Source organism: Planktophila warneckei (SeqCode), from assembly GCF_965234675.1.
GTDB classification, from domain to species: domain Bacteria; phylum Actinomycetota; class Actinomycetes; order Nanopelagicales; family Nanopelagicaceae; genus Planktophila; species Planktophila warneckei.
Genome location: NZ_OZ248350.1, coordinates 201813 through 218853 on the forward strand (window position 1 = coordinate 201813; position 17041 = coordinate 218853).

Sequence of the window (17041 nt, forward strand, 5' to 3'; positions counted from 1 at the left end):
GCTTATCCGTTCAGTAGTGCGCTTAGTGCAATTTCAACCATTGCATTAAGTGATTGCTCGCGATCTGCCGATGGCATTGATTCATGAGTAATGATGTGGTCAGAAACAGTAAGGACTGCAAGAGCGCGTCGTTGCTTACGTGCAGCGATTGAGTACAAAGCACTTGCTTCCATCTCAACACCAAGCACTCCATGCTGAATCAACTTCTGCGCTGAATCTGTTTCATCGTAGAAGTAATCCATTGATGCAACTCCACCGATGTGAACATTAGGAATGTTCTTCGATGCCTCATATGCAGCAAGCAACAGCTTGAAATCTGCATGAGGTGCGAAATCCAAGTTGTTGGTAAAACGTCGGTTGATGTTTGAATCAGTTGAAGCGCTCATCGCAAGGATGACATCGCCAACCTTTGTCTTTTCAAGTAATCCGCCGCAGGTTCCGATACGAATTGCAGTTTGTACATCGTATTCATTGAAAAGTTCAGTTGCGTAAATTGAGATTGATGGCAATCCCATACCTGTTCCTTGTACTGAAACTCGTTCACCTTTGTATGTACCGGTGTAACCGAACATGTTGCGAACCGCGTTGTACTGTTTAACATTTTCTAAGTAGTTATCTGCAATCCATTTTGCGCGAAGAGGATCTCCCGGCAATAGAATTCTTTCGGCGATCTCGCCCTTAGCTGCTGAAATATGTGGTGTGCTCATGAACCCAGCGAACCATAGAAGGCATCAGTAGTACCCTTGATTCCATGGCGATTTTGGTAATAGACGGGGCTGAAATTAGGCTCCAATTAACCCCCCTTGAGCAGGTGGCCGCCTTCTGGCCAGCCCCAAAAGCCCTGCTCAGCCAGGTTGAATCCATCGAATTTGCCGAAGATCTATGGACTACCCAGGTGCTTCAGGGGGTCCGAGCCCCAGGCACCGGCATCCCCTTTGTGGTGATGATCGGGGTCATGCGCAGGCTCAAAACCAAGGATTTCTGCGTAATTAAGCGTAAAAAACCAGGGGTAATCATCAATTTTTCCTCAGGCCCATTCCAGCGCTGGGTCTATACCCTCGATGGATCACGACACGCCGAAGAGCAAATTTTGGCGGGATTGGCCTGATTTTCGGGATCCGAGGAGTAAAACCCCGGATTTGCCTCGCGTGAGCCCACTGGGTTACCCTTCGCGTCTGCTCTTTTTTAGAGCTTCTTTGCCTGTGCTGTAAACAAGTTGAAAAACTTTTTACATCATTACTGCGAATCGGGTGCAACACACCCGACCGCGTGGGTCGGTAAATAAGCGTGAATAAAGATCAGTAACGAAGTTACGAATGGAGATGAAGTGCCAACAATTCAACAGCTAGTTCGTCGTGGTCGTGCAGAAAAGACTACGAAGACAAGCACACCTGCACTTAAGGGTTCACCACAACGACGCGGAGTTTGCACACGCGTTTATACAACAACCCCTAAGAAACCAAACTCTGCTCTTCGCAAAGTTGCACGTGTACGTCTTACTAGTGGCATGGAAGTCACTGCATACATTCCAGGTGAAGGTCACAACTTGCAAGAGCACTCCATTGTTCTTGTACGCGGTGGTCGTGTAAAAGATTTGCCTGGTGTTCGTTACAAGATCATTCGCGGATCACTAGATACACAAGGTGTTAAGAACCGTAAGCAGTCACGTTCTCGTTACGGTACTAAGAGAGAGAAGAAGGCTAGCTAATGCCACGTAAAGGTCCTGTTGTTAAGTCACCAGTTGTTGCAGATCCTGTTTACAACTCACCAGTTGTTACTGCGCTAATCAACCGCGTTCTTCTACACGGTAAGCGTTCAACTGCAGAAGCGATTGTTTACAACGCACTAGAAGGTACTCGCGAGAAGACTCAGGTTGATCCGCTAATTACTTTGAAGCGTGCACTAGACAACATCAAGCCAGCTGTTGAAGTACGTTCACGCCGCGTTGGTGGAGCTACTTACCAGGTGCCAGTTGAAGTTAAGGCAAGCCGTTCAACAACTTTGGCTCTACGTTGGTTAATTGATTACTCACGTTCACGCCGCGAAAAGTCAATGGCAGAGCGTTTGATGAATGAACTTATTGATGCAAGCAACGGTCTTGGTGCAGCTGTAAAGCGTCGCGAAGATACACACAAAATGGCGGAAGCAAACAAGGCGTTTGCTCACTACCGCTGGTAATCACTAAGTAAACGAAGAATTTTCGAAGCAACGAGAAGAGGAATATAAGTGTCAACAGTAGAAAAGATCGATCTAGCTACGGTTCGTAACATCGGAATCATGGCGCACATCGACGCGGGAAAAACCACGACTACTGAGCGCATCCTTTTCTACACCGGTATCAACTACAAGATCGGTGAAGTTCACGAAGGTGCTGCAACCATGGACTGGATGGAGCAGGAGCAAGAGCGTGGTATCACGATCACTTCAGCTGCAACAACATGTATGTGGAACAAGCACCTCATCAACATCATTGATACACCAGGTCACGTTGACTTCACAGTTGAGGTAGAGCGTTCACTTCGTGTTCTCGATGGTGCTGTTGCAGTGTTCGACGGTGTTGCTGGTGTTGAGCCACAATCTGAAACTGTTTGGCGTCAAGCAGATCGTTACTCAGTTCCACGTATTTGTTTTGTTAACAAGCTAGACCGTACAGGTGCATCATTTGATAAGTGCGTTGGCATGATCAAGGATCGTCTAAACGCTGTTGCTCTAGTTCTACAACTTCCAATCGGTGCAGAGTCTGACTTCCTTGGTGTTGTCGATCTAATCGCAATGAAGGCACTTACCTGGCGTGGAGAGACACAAAAGGGTGAAGATTATGCAGTTGAAGAAATTCCTGCAGACATGGTTGAAGCATCAAAGGCAGCTCGTGCAGCAATGCTAGAAACACTTGCTGAAAATGATGACCAGTTGATGGAAAAGTTCCTAGAAGGAATTGAGTTAACAGAAGCAGAGATCATCGCGGGTATCCGTCGTGCAACTCTTGCTGCAAAGCTTTCACCAGTTCTAACTGGTTCAGCGTTCAAGAACAAGGGTGTACAGCCAATGCTTGATGCTGTTGTTCGTTACCTTCCAAGCCCACTTGATGTGGATGCAATTGTTGGTCACGACATGAATGATCCTGAGAAGGAAATCATGCGTCTTCCAAAGAACGATGAGCCTTTCTCAGCGCTTGCTTTCAAGATCATGACAGATCCACACCTTGGAAAGCTCACATTTATCCGCGTGTACTCAGGCGTCCTAGAGACTGGTTCAACAATCTTGAACTCAGCGAAGGATCGCAAGGAGCGCATCGGAAAGATTTACCAGATGCACGCTAACAAGCGCGAAGAGCGTGACAATGTTGGTGCAGGAATGATCGTTGCTGTTATGGGTCTTAAGGACACAACAACAGGTGAAACTCTCTGTGATCCAGCTAAGCCAGTAATCCTTGAATCAATGGACTTCCCAGCACCAGTTATCTCTGTTGCTATTGAGCCAAAGACAAAGGGTGACCAAGAGAAGCTTGGCGTTGCGATTCAGCGTCTATCTGAAGAAGATCCAACTTTCCACGTTAAGACTGATGAAGAAACTGGCCAGACAATCATTGCTGGTATGGGTGAACTTCACCTTGAAATTCTCGTTGACCGTATGCGTCGCGAGTTCAAGGTTGAAGCAAATGTTGGTAAGCCTCAGGTTGCTTACCGCGAAACACTTCGCAAGGCGGTTGCTCGTCACGATTACACACACAAGAAGCAGACTGGTGGTTCAGGTCAGTTCGCAAAGATTCAGATCGCAATCGAGCCACTTCCAACTGGTGAAGTTGAAGGCGGATACGAATTCGTAAACAAGATCACTGGAGGTCGCGTTCCACGCGAGTACATCCCTTCAGTTGATCAGGGTTGCCAAGAAGCAATGACATCAGGTCCTCTTGCTGGTTACCCATTAACAGATGTACGAGTAACTCTTCTTGACGGCGCGTATCACGATGTTGACTCATCGGAGCTCGCTTTCAAGGTGGCTGGTATCGCAGCGTTCAAGGAAGCTTCAAAGCTTGCTGATCCTGCAATTCTTGAACCAGTAATGCGCGTCGAAGTTGTTACCCCTGAAGACTTCATGGGTGATGTCATCGGCGATCTCAATAGTCGTCGTGGTCAAATCCAGGCCATGGACGAGCGGTCAGGTGCCCGCGTTGTTAGGGCGCTAGTTCCGTTGTCAGAGATGTTCGGCTATGTCGGCGATCTCCGCTCCAGAACACAAGGTCGCGCAAGCTACTCAATGGAGTTCGATTCGTATGCCGAAGTACCTGGCAACGTAGCGAAGGAAATCATTGCGAAAGTTCGCGGCGAATAAACCCTAATAAAAAGCACAACCCCTAATAACTAAGCACTAGGAAACGAAAGAGGAACCAAAATGGCAAAGGCCAAGTTCGAGCGCACAAAGCCGCACGTAAACATTGGAACCATCGGTCACATTGACCATGGAAAGACAACGCTTACTGCAGCAATCTCAAAGGTTTTGCACGACAAGTACCCTGATGTAAACCCATTCACACCTTTCGATCAGATCGATAAGGCACCTGAAGAGCGTCAACGCGGTATCACAATCTCTATCGCTCACATTGAGTACCAGACAGAGAAGCGTCACTACGCACACGTTGACTGCCCAGGTCACGCTGACTACATCAAGAACATGATCACTGGCGCTGCACAGATGGATGGAGCAATCCTCGTTGTTGCAGCTACAGATGGTCCAATGCCACAGACAAAGGAGCACGTACTACTTGCTCGTCAGGTTGGCGTTCCATCAATCGTTGTGGCTCTAAACAAGTCAGACATGGTTGACGATGAAGAAATTCTAGAACTAGTTGAAATGGAAGTTCGTGAACTTCTATCTAAGTACGAGTTCCCAGGCGATGACACACCAATCGTTCGCATCTCAGCACTTAAGGCACTTGAGGGTGACCAGAAGTGGGCTGACAAGTTGATGGAGCTAATGGATGCAGTAGATGCATTTATTCCACAGCCAGCACGCGAAATCGACAAGCCATTCCTTATGCCAGTTGAAGATGTTTTCACAATCACAGGTCGTGGAACAGTAATCACTGGTCGTATCGAGCGCGGTGTAGTTAAGGTCAACGAAGAAGTTGAAATCGTTGGTATCCGCACAGAGGCACAGAAGACAACTGTTACAGGTGTTGAAATGTTCCGTAAGCTTCTTGACGAAGGTCAGGCTGGCGAGAACGTAGGTCTTCTACTTCGCGGTCTAAAGCGTGAAGATGTTGAGCGTGGTCAGGTTGTTTGCAAGCCTGGTTCAATCACACCTCACACAGAGTTTGATGCATCTGCATACATCCTTTCAAAGGATGAAGGCGGACGTCACACACCATTCTTCAACAACTACCGTCCACAGTTCTACTTCCGTACAACTGACGTAACTGGTGTTGTAACACTTCCAGCAGGAACAGAAATGGTTATGCCTGGCGATAACACTGAAATGTCAGTAACACTGATTCAGCCAATCGCAATGGAAGAAGGACTTCGCTTCGCAATCCGTGAAGGTGGCCGCACAGTAGGTGCTGGTCGCGTTACAAAGATTAAGAAGTAATAGTTCTAAAGATTTAAATGTTGGAGCCCGGCGGCGTAAAAAACCGTCGGGCAAAAACAAAGTTTGAAAAATTAATAATTGACGAAGATTTAACAAAGGTTCGAAAGAACAGATAGAAGGAGAACGACATGGCGGGACAAAAGATCCGCATTCGACTCAAGGCCTACGACCATGAGGTGATTGATAGTTCAGCGAAGAAAATCGTTGAAACTGTTGAGCGCACTGGTGCGACGGTCGCGGGTCCAGTGCCGCTACCAACAGAGAAGAACACTTACTGTGTTATTCGCTCTCCTCACAAATATAAGGACAGCCGCGAACACTTCGAGATGCGCACACATAAGCGCCTAATCGACATCATCGATCCAACACCTAAGACTGTTGACTCATTGATGCGTCTCGACTTGCCAGCTGGCGTCGACATCGAGATCAAGCTCTAAGGAAAGGACGACAACAATGACTTTTACAACTCAAGCAGCTGGATCGTCCATCAAGGGCGTCCTCGGTAAGAAGCTTGGTATGACCCAAGTTTTTGATGCTAACAACAAGATGGTTCCAGTAACCGTTGTTGAAGCAGGTCCATGCGTAGTTACACAGATCCGTACACCTGAGAAGGATGGTTACTCAGCAGTGCAGATCGCGTTCGGCGCAATCGACCCTAAGAAGATTTCAAAGCCACTTGCAGGCCACTTCGCAAAGGCTGGTGTTACACCACGCCGTTCAGTAGCAGAACTTCGCACACTTGATACAACTAACTACACAGTTGGACAAGAACTTGGTGCAACAGTTTTCGCAGCTGGCGAATTAGTTGATGCAACTGGAACAAGCACAGGTAAGGGAACTGCTGGTGTTATGAAGCGCCACGGTTTCGGTGGTCTTGGTTCATCTCACGGTGTTGATCGTAAGCACCGTATGCCAGGTTCAATCGGTGCATGTTCAACACCAGGTCGTGTTTTCAAGGGTATGCGTATGTCAGGTGTTATGGGTGGCGTTCGCGTTACAACTCAAAACCTTGTTGTGCATTCAGTTGATGCAGACCGCAACCTACTTCTTATCAAGGGATCAGTTCCTGGCCCAGACGGACAGCTTGTATTCATCCGTTCTGCAGCCAAGCACGCGATCTATGAAACAGCAGGAAAGGCTGGCAACTAATCATGGCGCTTACTGTTGAAGTAAAGAACGCAGAAGGTAAGAAGGTTGGATCAGTAGATCTTCCTTCAGAGATCTTTGATGCGCAGACAAACATTCCTTTGATTCACCAGGTAGTAACTGCACAACTTGCAGCTGCTCGCCAGGGAACACAAAAGGCAAAGAACCGTGGTGAAACATCTGGTTCAGGTAAGAAGCCGTTCAAGCAGAAGGGAACAGGCCGTGCACGTCAGGGTTCTGTTCGCGCTCCGCTACAACGCGGTGGTGGTGCAGCACATGCTGTTCGCCCACGTACATATTTCCAACGCACACCAAAGAAGATGATCGCTGCTGCACTACGCGGAGTTCTTTCAGACCGCCAGCGCCACGATCGCATTCACGTGTTGGATTCAATCGCAACAGCTCCTTCAACAAAGGCAGCAATTGCAGCAGTTCGTCAGTTCAGCGATCGCAAGAATCTTCTTGTAGTTGTTTCACGTACTGAGGATCTTGCATGGCGTTCACTTCGTAACGCTGATGATATGCACCTTCTTGTTCCAGATCAGTTGAATGCATACGACATCCTTAAGAGCGATGACGTTGTTTTCTCAGAAGCTGCAATCAAGGATTTCCTAAAGGCTCCTTCAAAGGGCAAGGGAACTACATCTGTTGCACGTGAAAGTGAGGTCAGCGCATGAAAGATTACCGCGACGTTCTAGTTGCACCAGTTGTTTCTGAAAAGAGCTACGGGCTGCTTGATGAGAATAAGTACACATTCATCGTTGCACCAGATGCTAATAAGACAGAGATCAAGATCGCTGTTGAAAAGGTATTCGGCGTGAAGGTAGTAAGCGTTAACACAATGAACCGTCAGGGCAAGAACAAGAAAACTCGTTTTGGTGATGGAAAGCGTAAAGACACCAAGCGCGCGATTGTTCAAGTTGCTGCTGGCGACCGCATCGACATCTTCGGAGGACCGGTTTCCTAACGGGAACTGGACCTTGAAAAGAAAAGGATCATCATGGCACTTCGTAAATTAAAGCCAACGACCCCTGGTCAACGCGGCGCAAGCGTTCCTGATTTCGCTGAAATCACTCGCTCGACTCCTGAAAAGTCACTTGTTCGTCCAATTCACTCAAAGGGTGGACGTAACAACCAAGGTCGCGTAACTGTTCGTCACCAAGGTGGCGGTCACAAGCGTGCTTACCGTCTAATCGATTTCGTTCGCAATGACAAAGATGGCATTCCGGCAAAGGTCGCTCACATTGAGTACGACCCAAACCGCACTGCACGTATCGCACTTCTGCACTACGCAGATGGAGAAAAGCGTTACATCATCGCACCAGACAAGTTAATTCAAGGTGCAACAGTTGAGAACGGTCCAAAGGCAGATATCAAGCCTGGCAATAACTTGCCACTTCGCAACATTCCAGTAGGTACAACAGTTCACGCAATTGAACTTCGTCCAGGTGGAGGAGCGAAGATCGCTCGTTCAGCTGGTGCATCAGTTCAGTTGGTTGCAAAGGATGGCCCATACGCACAACTTCGTATGCCATCTGGCGAAATTCGTAACGTTGATGTTCGTTGCCGCGCAACTGTTGGTGAAGTTGGAAACGCTGAGCAAGGAAATATTAACTACGGAAAAGCTGGACGTAAGCGCTGGTTAGGTGTTCGTCCAACTACTCGTGGTGTTGTTATGAACCCAGTAGATCACCCACACGGTGGTGGTGAAGGTAAGACTTCTGGTGGACGTCACCCAGTGACTCCTTGGGGTAAGCCTGAAGGCCGCACTCGTAAGAAGAAAGCATCAGATTCAATGATCGTCCGTCGTCGCAAGTCGAATAAGAAGCGGTAGGTAGGAGCCCTTATGCCAAGAAGTCTCAAGAAGGGTCCATTCGTTGATGGACATCTACTCAAGAAGGTAGATGCACAAAACGATGCCAACACAAAGAATGTGATCAAGACCTGGTCACGTCGCTCAATGATCATTCCTTCAATGATCGGACACACCATTGCAGTACACGATGGCCGTAAGCACATTCCGGTTTTCGTAACTGACGCAATGATCGGACACAAGCTAGGTGAATTCGCACCAACACGTACCTTCCGTGGTCACGTTAAGGGCGACGATCGAAAGGCATCTCGTGGCTAACACACAAGACAACGCATTGATTGCACGCGCAGTACTGCGCGACATTCGCCATACACCACAGAAGGCACGTCGTATCGTCGACCTAATTCGTGGACAACGTGCTGATGAAGCACTAAACATTTTGAAGTTCGCACCACAAGCTGCAGGACAAGATGTGTACACACTTCTTAACTCTGCAGTTGCAAATGCGAAGGCTAAGAACCCTGCAATCCGTGATGCTTCAGAGCTCTGGGTTGTAGAAGCACTAGTTGATGAGGGCCGCACAATGAAGCGTTTCCGTCCACGTGCACAGGGTCGCGGTTTCCGTATCTTGAAGCGTTCATCACACATCTCAGTTGCAGTTAGCGATGTAAAAGCCGCTAGCAAGACTATGAACAAGAAGGGAGCGACCAAGTAATGGGTCAAAAAGTAAACCCACACGGCTTCCGTCTCGGAATTACAACTGAATTCAAATCACGTTGGTACGCAGACAAGCTTTACAAGGATTACGTCAAGGAAGATGTCGAAATCCGTCGCTTGATGAATAAGGGCATGGAGCGCGCAGGCGTTTCTCGCATTGAAATCGAGCGCACACGTGATCGTGTTCGCATCGATCTTCACACTGCACGTCCAGGAATTGTTATTGGCCGACGTGGTCAAGAAGCAGACATCCTTCGTCAGCGTCTAGAGAAGCTAACCGGCAAGCAGGTTCAGCTAAATATTCTTGAAGTTAAGAACCCAGAGATTGATGCACAACTTGTTGCACAAGGAATCGCCGAGCAGCTTGCTGCACGTGTTTCATTCCGTCGCGCAATGAAGAAGTCAATGCAATCAGCGATGAAGGCTGGCGCACAGGGCATTCGTGTTCAGTGTGGTGGTCGTCTAGGTGGCGCAGAAATGTCACGTTCAGAGTTCTACCGTGAAGGTCGAGTACCTCTACACACACTTCGTGCAGATATTGATTATGGCTTCTACGAAGCACATACAACATTTGGTCGCTTGGGTGTAAAGGTATGGATCTACAAGGGCGAAGTTATTGGTTCACGTACAGAGCGTGCTGAAAAGGCACTTGCTGAAGCACGTGCTCCAAAGCCAGAACGTCGCGGACCTCGTACTCCACGCGCACCACGTGCAGAAGTAACTGTTTCTCAGGGAACACCAACCGCGGAAGGAGCAACTAACTAATGTTGATTCCACGTCGCGTTAAGCACCGTAAGCAGCACCACCCATCTCGCAAGGGAGCAACAAAGGGTGGATCACAAGTTGCATTTGGTGACTTCGGTATTCAAGCTCTAGCTCCTGCTTATGTAACAAACCGTCAGATTGAAGCGGCTCGTATCGCTATGACTCGTTACATCAAGCGTGGTGGAAAGGTATGGATCAATATTTATCCAGACCGTCCACTAACAAAGAAGCCTGCTGAAACTCGTATGGGTTCCGGTAAGGGTTCACCTGAGTGGTGGATTGCAAACGTTAAGCCAGGTCGCGTTATGTTCGAGATCTCTGGTGTATCAGAAGCAATCGCAGTAGAAGCAATGCGTCTTGCGATGCACAAGCTTCCAATGAAGTGTCGTGTAGTAAAGCGTGAGGAGGCATAAGTGGCTATTACAACTAATGAAGAGCTACGCCAATTGTCAGCAGAAGAGCTAACAGCGAAGGTTCGTGAGTTGAAGGAAGAACTTTTCAACCTACGTTTCCAAGCAGCAACTGGACAGTTGGAAAGCCACGGTCGTCTTAGCGCAGTGCGCAAAGAGATCGCACGTGTCTACACAATTATTCGCGAACGCGAACTAGGAATCGGAGGAGCTGCGTAATGACAACAAATAATGCAGATCGCAGCGACCGTAAGGTCCGTGAAGGAATTGTTATCAGCGACAAGATGGATAAGACCATCACCGTTGAAGTTTCAAATCGTGTAAAGCACGGTATGTACTCAAAGGTTATGTCTCGCTCTAGCAAGTTAAAAGCACATGACGAGCAGAACTCTGCAGGCATGGGCGATCGTGTACTCATCATGGAAACTCGTCCATTGTCAGCAACAAAGCGCTGGCGTTTGGTTGAGATTCTCGAGAAGGCAAAGTAAGGGTCTGGTGGATAACTAATGATTCAACAAGAATCGCGCCTACGCGTTGCGGATAACACAGGAGCTAAAGAGCTTCTCTGTATTCGTGTGCTCGGTGGATCCAAGCGCCGCTATGCCGGTATCGGAGACATCATCGTTTGTTCTGTTAAGGATGCAATTCCTGGCGGACAGGTTAAGAAGGGTGAGGTCGTTAAGGCCGTCATCGTTCGTACAGTTAAGGAACGTCGTCGTCCAGATGGTTCCTACATTAAGTTTGATGAAAATGCCGCAGTGATCTTGAAGGCTGATGGCGAGCCACGTGGAACCCGTATCTTCGGACCAGTTGCACGTGAACTTCGCGATAAGCGTTTTATGAAGATCATCTCGCTAGCTCCGGAGGTGCTCTAATAATGGCAAAGATTAAGAAGGATGACACAGTTCTTGTTATCGCGGGTAAAGATCGCGGAACAACAGGAAAGGTTCTTTCAGTTGATGGCAACCGTGTAACAGTTGAAGGCGTTAATCGCCAGAAGCGTCACACAAAGGAGACAACTGGTGATCGCGGCGTAAAGGTCGGCGGAATCATCACTGTTGAAGCATCACTACATATTTCAAATGTCATGGTCGTTGATAGCGATGGCAAGGCTTCACGTCTTGGTGTTCGCAAGAACGAAGAAGGCAAGAATGTTCGTATCTCACGTCGCACCGGAAAGGACATCTAATGTCAACAAAGGTAGATGTACGTCTAAAAGCTAAGTACAAGAGCACTATTGCTCCTGCACTAAAGAGCGAATTTGGATTCAAGAACCCAATGATGGTTCCAACACTTACAAAGGTGATTGTGAACATGGGTGTTGGCGATGCAGCTCGTGATTCAAAGCTAATCGAAGGAGCAATCCGCGATCTAGTAACAATCACTGGACAGAAGCCACAGGTTACTAAGGCTCGCAAGTCAATTGCGCAGTTCAAGCTTCGTGAAGGTCAGCCAATTGGTGCACACGTAACGTTGCGTGGAGATCGTATGTGGGAGTTTGCAGATCGTTTGCTTTCAATCTCACTACCTCGTATCCGCGACTTCCGTGGTTTATCACCAAAGCAGTTTGATGGACGTGGAAACTACACATTCGGTCTAACCGAGCAGGTTGTATTCCCAGAAATCGAACAGGACAAGGTTGATCGTCCACGCGGTATGGATATTACTTTCGTAACAACAGCAAAGAATGATGCTGAAGGTCGCGCACTTCTTAAGGCGCTCGGCTTTCCATTCAAGGAGGCATAAGCCATGGCAAAGACATCGCTCAAGGTAAAAGCAGCTCGCAAGCCTAAGTTCAAGGTTCGCGGCTACACACGTTGCCAGCGTTGCGGACGTCCACACTCTGTTTATCAGAAGTTTGGCATCTGCCGTGTTTGCTTCCGCGAAATGGCTCACCGTGGTGAGCTACCTGGTATCACTAAGGCTTCTTGGTAATACAAAGAACGAGATTTCCAAACTTAATAAAAAATAAGGTCCTATCCAAATAACTACAACGAACAAGGTCTGTAGAAAGAAACCAGTTCGAGAAAGGCCACGAGGCCACGTATGACAATGACAGATCCGATCGCAGACATGTTGACTCGTCTGCGCAACGCGAACTCTGCTTACCATGATTCGGTTTCAATGCCGTCATCATCGGTTAAAGCACGTATCGCAGTGATCCTTCAGCAAGAAGGTTACATCGCTGGATATCGCGTTGAAGATGCAGAAAATGGAGTAGGTAAGAACCTTGTTCTTGACCTTAAGTTTGGTGCAAACCGTGAGCGTTCAATCGCTGGTTTGCGTCGCGTTAGCAAGCCAGGACTTCGCGTATATGCAAAGTCAACAGCTCTTCCAAAGGTTCTTGGTGGACTAGGCGTTGCGATTATTTCAACTTCATCTGGATTGCTTACTGATAAGCAAGCCAACAAGCAGGGCGTAGGCGGAGAAGTTCTCGCCTACGTATGGTGATCATCTAATGTCACGTATTGGTCGCATGCCTATCGCCGTTCCAAGCGGCGTTGAAATCACAATCGCTGGACAGCACGTTGCTGTTAAGGGTCCTAAGGGAACTCTTTCACTTAACGTTGCTGAGCCAATTCAAGTTTCACAAGAAGCTGGCGTAATCACAGTTGCACGTCCCAATGAAGAGCGTGTTACACGTTCACTTCACGGTCTATCTCGCACACTTGTTGCGAACATGGTCGAGGGCGTAACTAATGGTTACACATTAACTATTGAAATCGTCGGTGTTGGTTACCGTGTAGCTGAAAAGGGTAAGGACCTCGAGTTCCAACTTGGTTACAGCCACAACATCCAATTCCCAGCACCTGAAGGAATCACCTTCAAGGTTGAGTCACCAACAAAGTTCCATATCTCTGGAATTGATAAGCAGTTGGTTGGCGAAGTTGCTGCAAAGGTTAAGAAGCTTCGCAAGGCTGATCCTTACAAGGGCAAGGGCTTGCGTCTCTCAGGTGAAGTTGTTCGCCGTAAGCAAGGAAAGACAGGTAAGAAGTAATGGCTATTGGTGTAAAGGTCCGCAAAGGTTCGGCAACAAACGCCCGTGCCCGTCGTGCTTTCCGCGTTCGCAAGAAGGTCGCTGGAACAGCATCACGTCCACGTTTAGTCGTTTCTCGCTCATCACGTCACTTGTTTGTACAGGTTATTGATGACACACAAGGCAAGACTCTTGCCTATGCATCCACAATGGAAACTGATCTTCGTGCCGATAAGGGCGACAAGACTGCAAAGTCAAAGGCTGTTGGTGCATTGATTGCATCACGCGCTAAGGCTGCTGGAGTTTCAACTGTCGTGTTTGACCGCGCAGGAAATAAGTACCACGGTCGTATTGCAGCTGTAGCTGACAGTGCACGAGAGAACGGATTGGAGTTCTAATGTCTACTAATCCAACTACTGCGCCAGCAACAGCAGGCAACGAGCGAGGTAAGGGACGCCCAGAGCGTCGCGAACGTCGTGATGATCGTGAAAAAGAAAAGAATCCATTCATGGAGCGCGTTGTATTTATCAACCGCGTATCTAAGGTTGTAAAGGGTGGACGTCGTTTCTCATTCACCGCACTTGTAGTTGTCGGAGACGGTAACGGTCAGGTCGGTATTGGTTACGGAAAGTCTAAGGAAGTTCCAGCAGCGATTGCTAAGGCAGTGGAAGAAGCGAAGAAGTCATTCTTCACAGTTCCACGTGTTCAAGGAACAGTTCCTCACCCAGTACAAGGTGAAACTGCAGCAGGTGTAGTTCTTCTACGTCCAGCTAGCCCAGGTACCGGAGTTATTGCCGGTGGTCCAGTGCGTGCAGTACTTGAGTGTGCAGGCATCACAGATGTTTTGACTAAGTCACTTGGATCTAACAATGCAATCAACATGGTTCACGCAACCGTTGCTGCATTGAAGATGCTTGAAAGCCCAGCACAAATTGCTGCGCGACGTGGTCGTCCATTGGAAGATGTTGCACCTGCAGCAATTATCCGCGCTTCACAGATCACGGTAGGTGCCTAATGCCACGTTTGAAAGTAACTCAAATTCGCTCGAAGGTTGGAAACAAGCCTGAGCAGCGCGACACACTTCGTTCATTGGGCCTAAAGCGCATTAACGATGTTGTTGTAAAAGAAGATCGTCCAGAAATTCGTGGCATGGTGTACGCCGTTCGCCACCTGATCAAGGTTGAGGAGGTCGAATAAAGATGACACTAAAACTTCATCATCTTCGTCCAGCTCCAGGTGCAAAGAAAGCTAAAACTCGTAAGGGTCGCGGTGAAGCATCAAAGGGTAAGACCGCAGGTCGCGGTGGTAAGGGAACACGCGCTCGTAACACAGTTCGTGCAGGTTTCGAAGGTGGTCAGCTACCTCTCGTAATGCGCTTGCCAAAGCTTCGTGGATTTAAGAACCCAGCACGTGTTGAGTACCAGGCAGTGAATGTTTCAACAATTAATGCGCTATTCCCTAAGGGTGGCGATGTAACTGTTGCAGACTTAATTGCAAAGGGTGCTGTTCGCGATAGCTTGCCTGTAAAGGTGCTTGGAAATGGCGAAATTGATGTGAAGGTGAGTGTTACTGCACACGCATTCTCATCATCTGCTGTAGACAAGATCACTGCAGCTGGCGGCAAGACAAACGTTCTTTAATCGAACCGTCCTTTAACTGAATTAGCTTAGAAAGAGAAAGAGGAGAAGATCAATGCTTTCAGCATTTGGTATGGCCTTTAAGACACCGGAGCTTCGAAAGAAGATCTTCTTCACTCTCTCAATCATGGCTTTGTTCCGTTTTGGTTCAGTTGTTCCAACACCAGGTGTTTCTTACGGAAATGTCCAGGAGTGTTTGAAGACTGTTGAATCTGGTGGATTGTTTGGCTTGATTAACCTATTTAGCGGTGGAGCGCTTATTAAGCTCTCTGTTTTCGCTTTGGGAATCATGCCTTACATCACCAGCTCAATCATCATTCAACTTCTTACAGTGGTAATTCCACGTTTTGAAGTCTTGAAGGCTGAAGGACAATCTGGAACTGCAAAGTTAACTCAGTACACACGTTACCTAACTATCGGTCTTGCAATCCTGCAATCAACTGGTTTGATCGCAGTTGCTCGTACACCTGGTCGTTTAATTTCAGGATGTTCACTTGCAATCATTCCTGACACATCATGGCAGCGCATCGTTACGATGATTTTCGTAATGACTGCAGGTACTTCTGTAATCATGTGGCTTGGTGAATTGATCACTGATCGCGGTGTTGGTAACGGTATGTCAATCTTGATCTTCACATCTATCGCAGCAGGATTCCCAAGCCAGCTTTGGTCAATCAAGCTACAAAAGGGATTGTTCGCATTCCTCTTTGTTATGGCTGTTGGAATCTTGGTTGTTGCAGCGGTTGTCTTTGTTGAGCAGGCGCAACGTCGTATTCCAGTTCAATATGCAAAGCGCATGGTTGGACGTCAGGCATACGGTGGAACAAGCACCTACATCCCAATCAAGGTTAACCAGGCTGGTGTTATCCCAGTAATTTTCGCTTCATCATTGCTCTACATCCCTTCACTAATCGTTAACTTCACAAATAGCCAGTCTGCATGGGCTGTATGGATTAGCCGTAACTTTGTTAAGGGCGATCACCCAATTTATATCGCCTCATATGCGCTATTAATTATTTTCTTCACATACTTCTATGTTGCAATTACCTTCAACCCAGATGAGGTTGCAGATAACATGAAGAAGTACGGTGGATTCGTTCCTGGTATTCGTGCAGGAAAGCCAACATCTGAGTACCTACAGTATGTTCTTTCACGCATCACAGCTCCAGGTTCTTTGTACTTGGCACTTGTTGCAGTTATTCCAATTGGTGCACTTATTGTTTTCGGTGCAACACAGAACTTCCCATTTGGTGGAACAGCGATCCTGATCGTTGTAGGTGTTGGTCTTGATACTGCAAAGCAGATCGAGTCACAGCTACAGCAGCGTTCTTATGAGGGATTCCTTCACTAATGCGTTTAGTCCTGGTAGGTCCACCAGGCGCCGGTAAGGGAACACAAGCACAATTCCTTGCAGCGCACTATTCAATTCCGCACATTGCAACTGGAGATATTTTCCGTGCAAATTTAAAGGCCGGAACTGAATTAGGAAATAAAGCACGTGAGTTCATGGATCGTGGCGAACTAGTTCCAGATGCAATCACAAATGAGATGGTTGCTTCACGTCTAGAAGAATCAGATGCGATCAATGGCTTCTTGCTTGATGGATGGCCACGCAACGTTGCACAAGCTGAAGTTTTACGCGCAATGATGGTTGATAAGAAGACCCCATTAAACGCGGTTCTTGAATTTTCACTTCCAGATGATGAGATCGTTGCACGACTTTCATCACGTCGTACCTGCCGCGATTGCGGTGCACCATCTGTTGGCGTCGATAAGTGCCCAACATGTGGGGGAGAGGTTTACCAGCGCGAGGATGACAAGGCTGAAGTAATTAAGCGACGCCTTGAAGTGTATGCAGAGCAGACCGCACCAATTATTTCCTTCTATCGCAATGAAGGTTTGTTGATCTCAATCAGCGCTTCAGGAAGCGTTGAAGAGATCACAGCAAACGCAATCTCAGCGTTAAGCCGCGTCGCCCAGTAAGTTTGTA

General features: G+C 47.8%; 29 protein-coding genes. 28 read left to right on the plus strand and 1 reads right to left on the minus strand.

What is annotated here, in order from left to right:
- Positions 1 to 2: 2 nt before the first annotated feature.
- A complete protein-coding gene (gene deoD / locus AC8GFU_RS01080) occupies positions 3 to 707 on the minus strand; it encodes a purine-nucleoside phosphorylase (protein ID WP_506626666.1) in 705 nt (234 codons plus the stop codon).
- Positions 708 to 751: 44 nt separating this feature from the next.
- On the opposite strand from deoD, the gene AC8GFU_RS01085 reads away from it, so the two are divergent.
- The 28 genes from AC8GFU_RS01085 to AC8GFU_RS01220 all read left to right on the plus strand — a co-directional run bounded on the left by AC8GFU_RS01085 (position 752) and on the right by AC8GFU_RS01220 (position 17034).
- Positions 752 to 1108 (plus strand): hypothetical protein, encoded by a 357-nt coding sequence (locus tag AC8GFU_RS01085; RefSeq protein ID WP_506626667.1) that lies wholly within the window; start codon positions 752 to 754, stop codon positions 1106 to 1108.
- Positions 1109 to 1327: 219 nt separating this feature from the next.
- A complete protein-coding gene (gene rpsL, locus AC8GFU_RS01090; RefSeq protein ID WP_018207201.1) occupies positions 1328 to 1708 on the plus strand; it encodes a 30S ribosomal protein S12 in 381 nt (126 codons plus the stop codon).
- On the plus strand, positions 1708 to 2178 hold the full coding sequence (gene rpsG / locus AC8GFU_RS01095) for a 30S ribosomal protein S7 (RefSeq protein WP_506626668.1): 471 nt from the start codon (positions 1708 to 1710) through the stop codon (positions 2176 to 2178). Before rpsL ends, rpsG begins: the two co-directional genes overlap by 1 nt.
- A 99-nt stretch (positions 2179 to 2277) precedes the next feature.
- Positions 2278 to 4332: an elongation factor G gene (gene fusA / locus AC8GFU_RS01100; protein ID WP_506627162.1), complete on the plus strand. Its 2055-nt coding sequence runs from the start codon at positions 2278 to 2280 to the stop codon at positions 4330 to 4332.
- Between the two features lie 60 nt (positions 4333 to 4392).
- Positions 4393 to 5586, plus strand: coding sequence for an elongation factor Tu (gene tuf, locus AC8GFU_RS01105; protein ID WP_506626669.1), 1194 nt, complete (start codon positions 4393 to 4395; stop codon positions 5584 to 5586).
- A 128-nt stretch (positions 5587 to 5714) separates the two neighbouring features.
- Positions 5715 to 6023 carry a 30S ribosomal protein S10 gene (gene rpsJ / locus AC8GFU_RS01110; RefSeq protein WP_017955300.1) on the plus strand — a complete coding sequence of 103 codons (309 nt, stop codon included), beginning with the start codon at positions 5715 to 5717 and terminating at the stop codon, positions 6021 to 6023.
- A 16-nt stretch (positions 6024 to 6039) separates the two neighbouring features.
- Positions 6040 to 6735 carry a 50S ribosomal protein L3 gene (rplC, locus tag AC8GFU_RS01115; RefSeq protein ID WP_506626670.1) on the plus strand — a complete coding sequence of 232 codons (696 nt, stop codon included), beginning with the start codon at positions 6040 to 6042 and terminating at the stop codon, positions 6733 to 6735.
- 2 nt (positions 6736 to 6737) lie between these two features.
- Positions 6738 to 7409, plus strand: coding sequence for a 50S ribosomal protein L4 (rplD, locus tag AC8GFU_RS01120; RefSeq protein ID WP_506626671.1), 672 nt, complete (start codon positions 6738 to 6740; stop codon positions 7407 to 7409).
- Positions 7406 to 7699, plus strand: coding sequence for a 50S ribosomal protein L23 (gene rplW, locus AC8GFU_RS01125; protein WP_506626672.1), 294 nt, complete (start codon positions 7406 to 7408; stop codon positions 7697 to 7699). Before rplD ends, rplW begins: the two co-directional genes overlap by 4 nt.
- A gap of 33 nt (positions 7700 to 7732) precedes the next feature.
- A complete protein-coding gene (gene rplB / locus AC8GFU_RS01130; RefSeq protein WP_506626673.1) occupies positions 7733 to 8566 on the plus strand; it encodes a 50S ribosomal protein L2 in 834 nt (277 codons plus the stop codon).
- 12 nt (positions 8567 to 8578) lie between these two features.
- A complete protein-coding gene (gene rpsS, locus AC8GFU_RS01135) occupies positions 8579 to 8863 on the plus strand; it encodes a 30S ribosomal protein S19 (RefSeq protein WP_506626674.1) in 285 nt (94 codons plus the stop codon).
- Positions 8856 to 9260 carry a 50S ribosomal protein L22 gene (gene rplV / locus AC8GFU_RS01140; protein WP_506626675.1) on the plus strand — a complete coding sequence of 135 codons (405 nt, stop codon included), beginning with the start codon at positions 8856 to 8858 and terminating at the stop codon, positions 9258 to 9260. The genes rpsS and rplV overlap by 8 nt, the downstream gene beginning before the upstream one ends.
- Positions 9260 to 10027, plus strand: coding sequence for a 30S ribosomal protein S3 (gene rpsC / locus AC8GFU_RS01145; protein WP_506626676.1), 768 nt, complete (start codon positions 9260 to 9262; stop codon positions 10025 to 10027). Before rplV ends, rpsC begins: the two co-directional genes overlap by 1 nt.
- Entirely contained in the window at positions 10027 to 10440 is a 414-nt protein-coding gene (rplP, locus tag AC8GFU_RS01150; RefSeq protein WP_506626677.1) for a 50S ribosomal protein L16, read from the plus strand. Before rpsC ends, rplP begins: the two co-directional genes overlap by 1 nt.
- Positions 10441 to 10656 carry a 50S ribosomal protein L29 gene (rpmC, locus tag AC8GFU_RS01155; protein WP_506626678.1) on the plus strand — a complete coding sequence of 72 codons (216 nt, stop codon included), beginning with the start codon at positions 10441 to 10443 and terminating at the stop codon, positions 10654 to 10656.
- Complete coding sequence (rpsQ, locus tag AC8GFU_RS01160) at positions 10656 to 10925, plus strand: 30S ribosomal protein S17 (RefSeq protein ID WP_506626679.1); 270 nt, start codon at positions 10656 to 10658, stop codon at positions 10923 to 10925. The genes rpmC and rpsQ overlap by 1 nt, the downstream gene beginning before the upstream one ends.
- An 18-nt stretch (positions 10926 to 10943) precedes the next feature.
- Positions 10944 to 11312, plus strand: a complete 369-nt coding sequence (gene rplN / locus AC8GFU_RS01165) for a 50S ribosomal protein L14 (RefSeq protein ID WP_445821869.1) — start codon at positions 10944 to 10946, stop codon at positions 11310 to 11312.
- Between the two features lie 2 nt (positions 11313 to 11314).
- The gene (gene rplX, locus AC8GFU_RS01170) at positions 11315 to 11626 is read left to right on the plus strand and encodes a 50S ribosomal protein L24 (protein WP_506626680.1); all 312 of its coding nucleotides are present in this window, start codon (positions 11315 to 11317) and stop codon (positions 11624 to 11626) included.
- Positions 11626 to 12183 carry a 50S ribosomal protein L5 gene (gene rplE, locus AC8GFU_RS01175; RefSeq protein ID WP_506626681.1) on the plus strand — a complete coding sequence of 186 codons (558 nt, stop codon included), beginning with the start codon at positions 11626 to 11628 and terminating at the stop codon, positions 12181 to 12183. Before rplX ends, rplE begins: the two co-directional genes overlap by 1 nt.
- 3 nt (positions 12184 to 12186) lie before the next feature.
- Positions 12187 to 12372, plus strand: a complete 186-nt coding sequence (locus tag AC8GFU_RS01180; RefSeq protein ID WP_095526894.1) for a type Z 30S ribosomal protein S14 — start codon at positions 12187 to 12189, stop codon at positions 12370 to 12372.
- Between the two features lie 111 nt (positions 12373 to 12483).
- Entirely contained in the window at positions 12484 to 12888 is a 405-nt protein-coding gene (gene rpsH, locus AC8GFU_RS01185) for a 30S ribosomal protein S8 (protein WP_506626682.1), read from the plus strand.
- 7 nt (positions 12889 to 12895) lie between these two features.
- Positions 12896 to 13435 (plus strand): 50S ribosomal protein L6, encoded by a 540-nt coding sequence (gene rplF / locus AC8GFU_RS01190; protein WP_506626683.1) that lies wholly within the window; start codon positions 12896 to 12898, stop codon positions 13433 to 13435.
- The gene (gene rplR, locus AC8GFU_RS01195) at positions 13435 to 13812 is read left to right on the plus strand and encodes a 50S ribosomal protein L18 (RefSeq protein ID WP_506626684.1); all 378 of its coding nucleotides are present in this window, start codon (positions 13435 to 13437) and stop codon (positions 13810 to 13812) included. The genes rplF and rplR overlap by 1 nt, the downstream gene beginning before the upstream one ends.
- A complete protein-coding gene (gene rpsE, locus AC8GFU_RS01200; protein WP_506626685.1) occupies positions 13812 to 14429 on the plus strand; it encodes a 30S ribosomal protein S5 in 618 nt (205 codons plus the stop codon). The genes rplR and rpsE overlap by 1 nt, the downstream gene beginning before the upstream one ends.
- Complete coding sequence (gene rpmD, locus AC8GFU_RS01205) at positions 14429 to 14611, plus strand: 50S ribosomal protein L30 (protein WP_445821876.1); 183 nt, start codon at positions 14429 to 14431, stop codon at positions 14609 to 14611. Before rpsE ends, rpmD begins: the two co-directional genes overlap by 1 nt.
- A 2-nt stretch (positions 14612 to 14613) precedes the next feature.
- The gene (gene rplO, locus AC8GFU_RS01210; RefSeq protein ID WP_506626686.1) at positions 14614 to 15054 is read left to right on the plus strand and encodes a 50S ribosomal protein L15; all 441 of its coding nucleotides are present in this window, start codon (positions 14614 to 14616) and stop codon (positions 15052 to 15054) included.
- 52 nt (positions 15055 to 15106) lie between these two features.
- A complete protein-coding gene (gene secY / locus AC8GFU_RS01215; RefSeq protein ID WP_506626687.1) occupies positions 15107 to 16402 on the plus strand; it encodes a preprotein translocase subunit SecY in 1296 nt (431 codons plus the stop codon).
- Positions 16402 to 17034, plus strand: coding sequence for an adenylate kinase (locus AC8GFU_RS01220; protein ID WP_506626688.1), 633 nt, complete (start codon positions 16402 to 16404; stop codon positions 17032 to 17034). The genes secY and AC8GFU_RS01220 overlap by 1 nt, the downstream gene beginning before the upstream one ends.
- Positions 17035 to 17041: the final 7 nt, after the last annotated feature.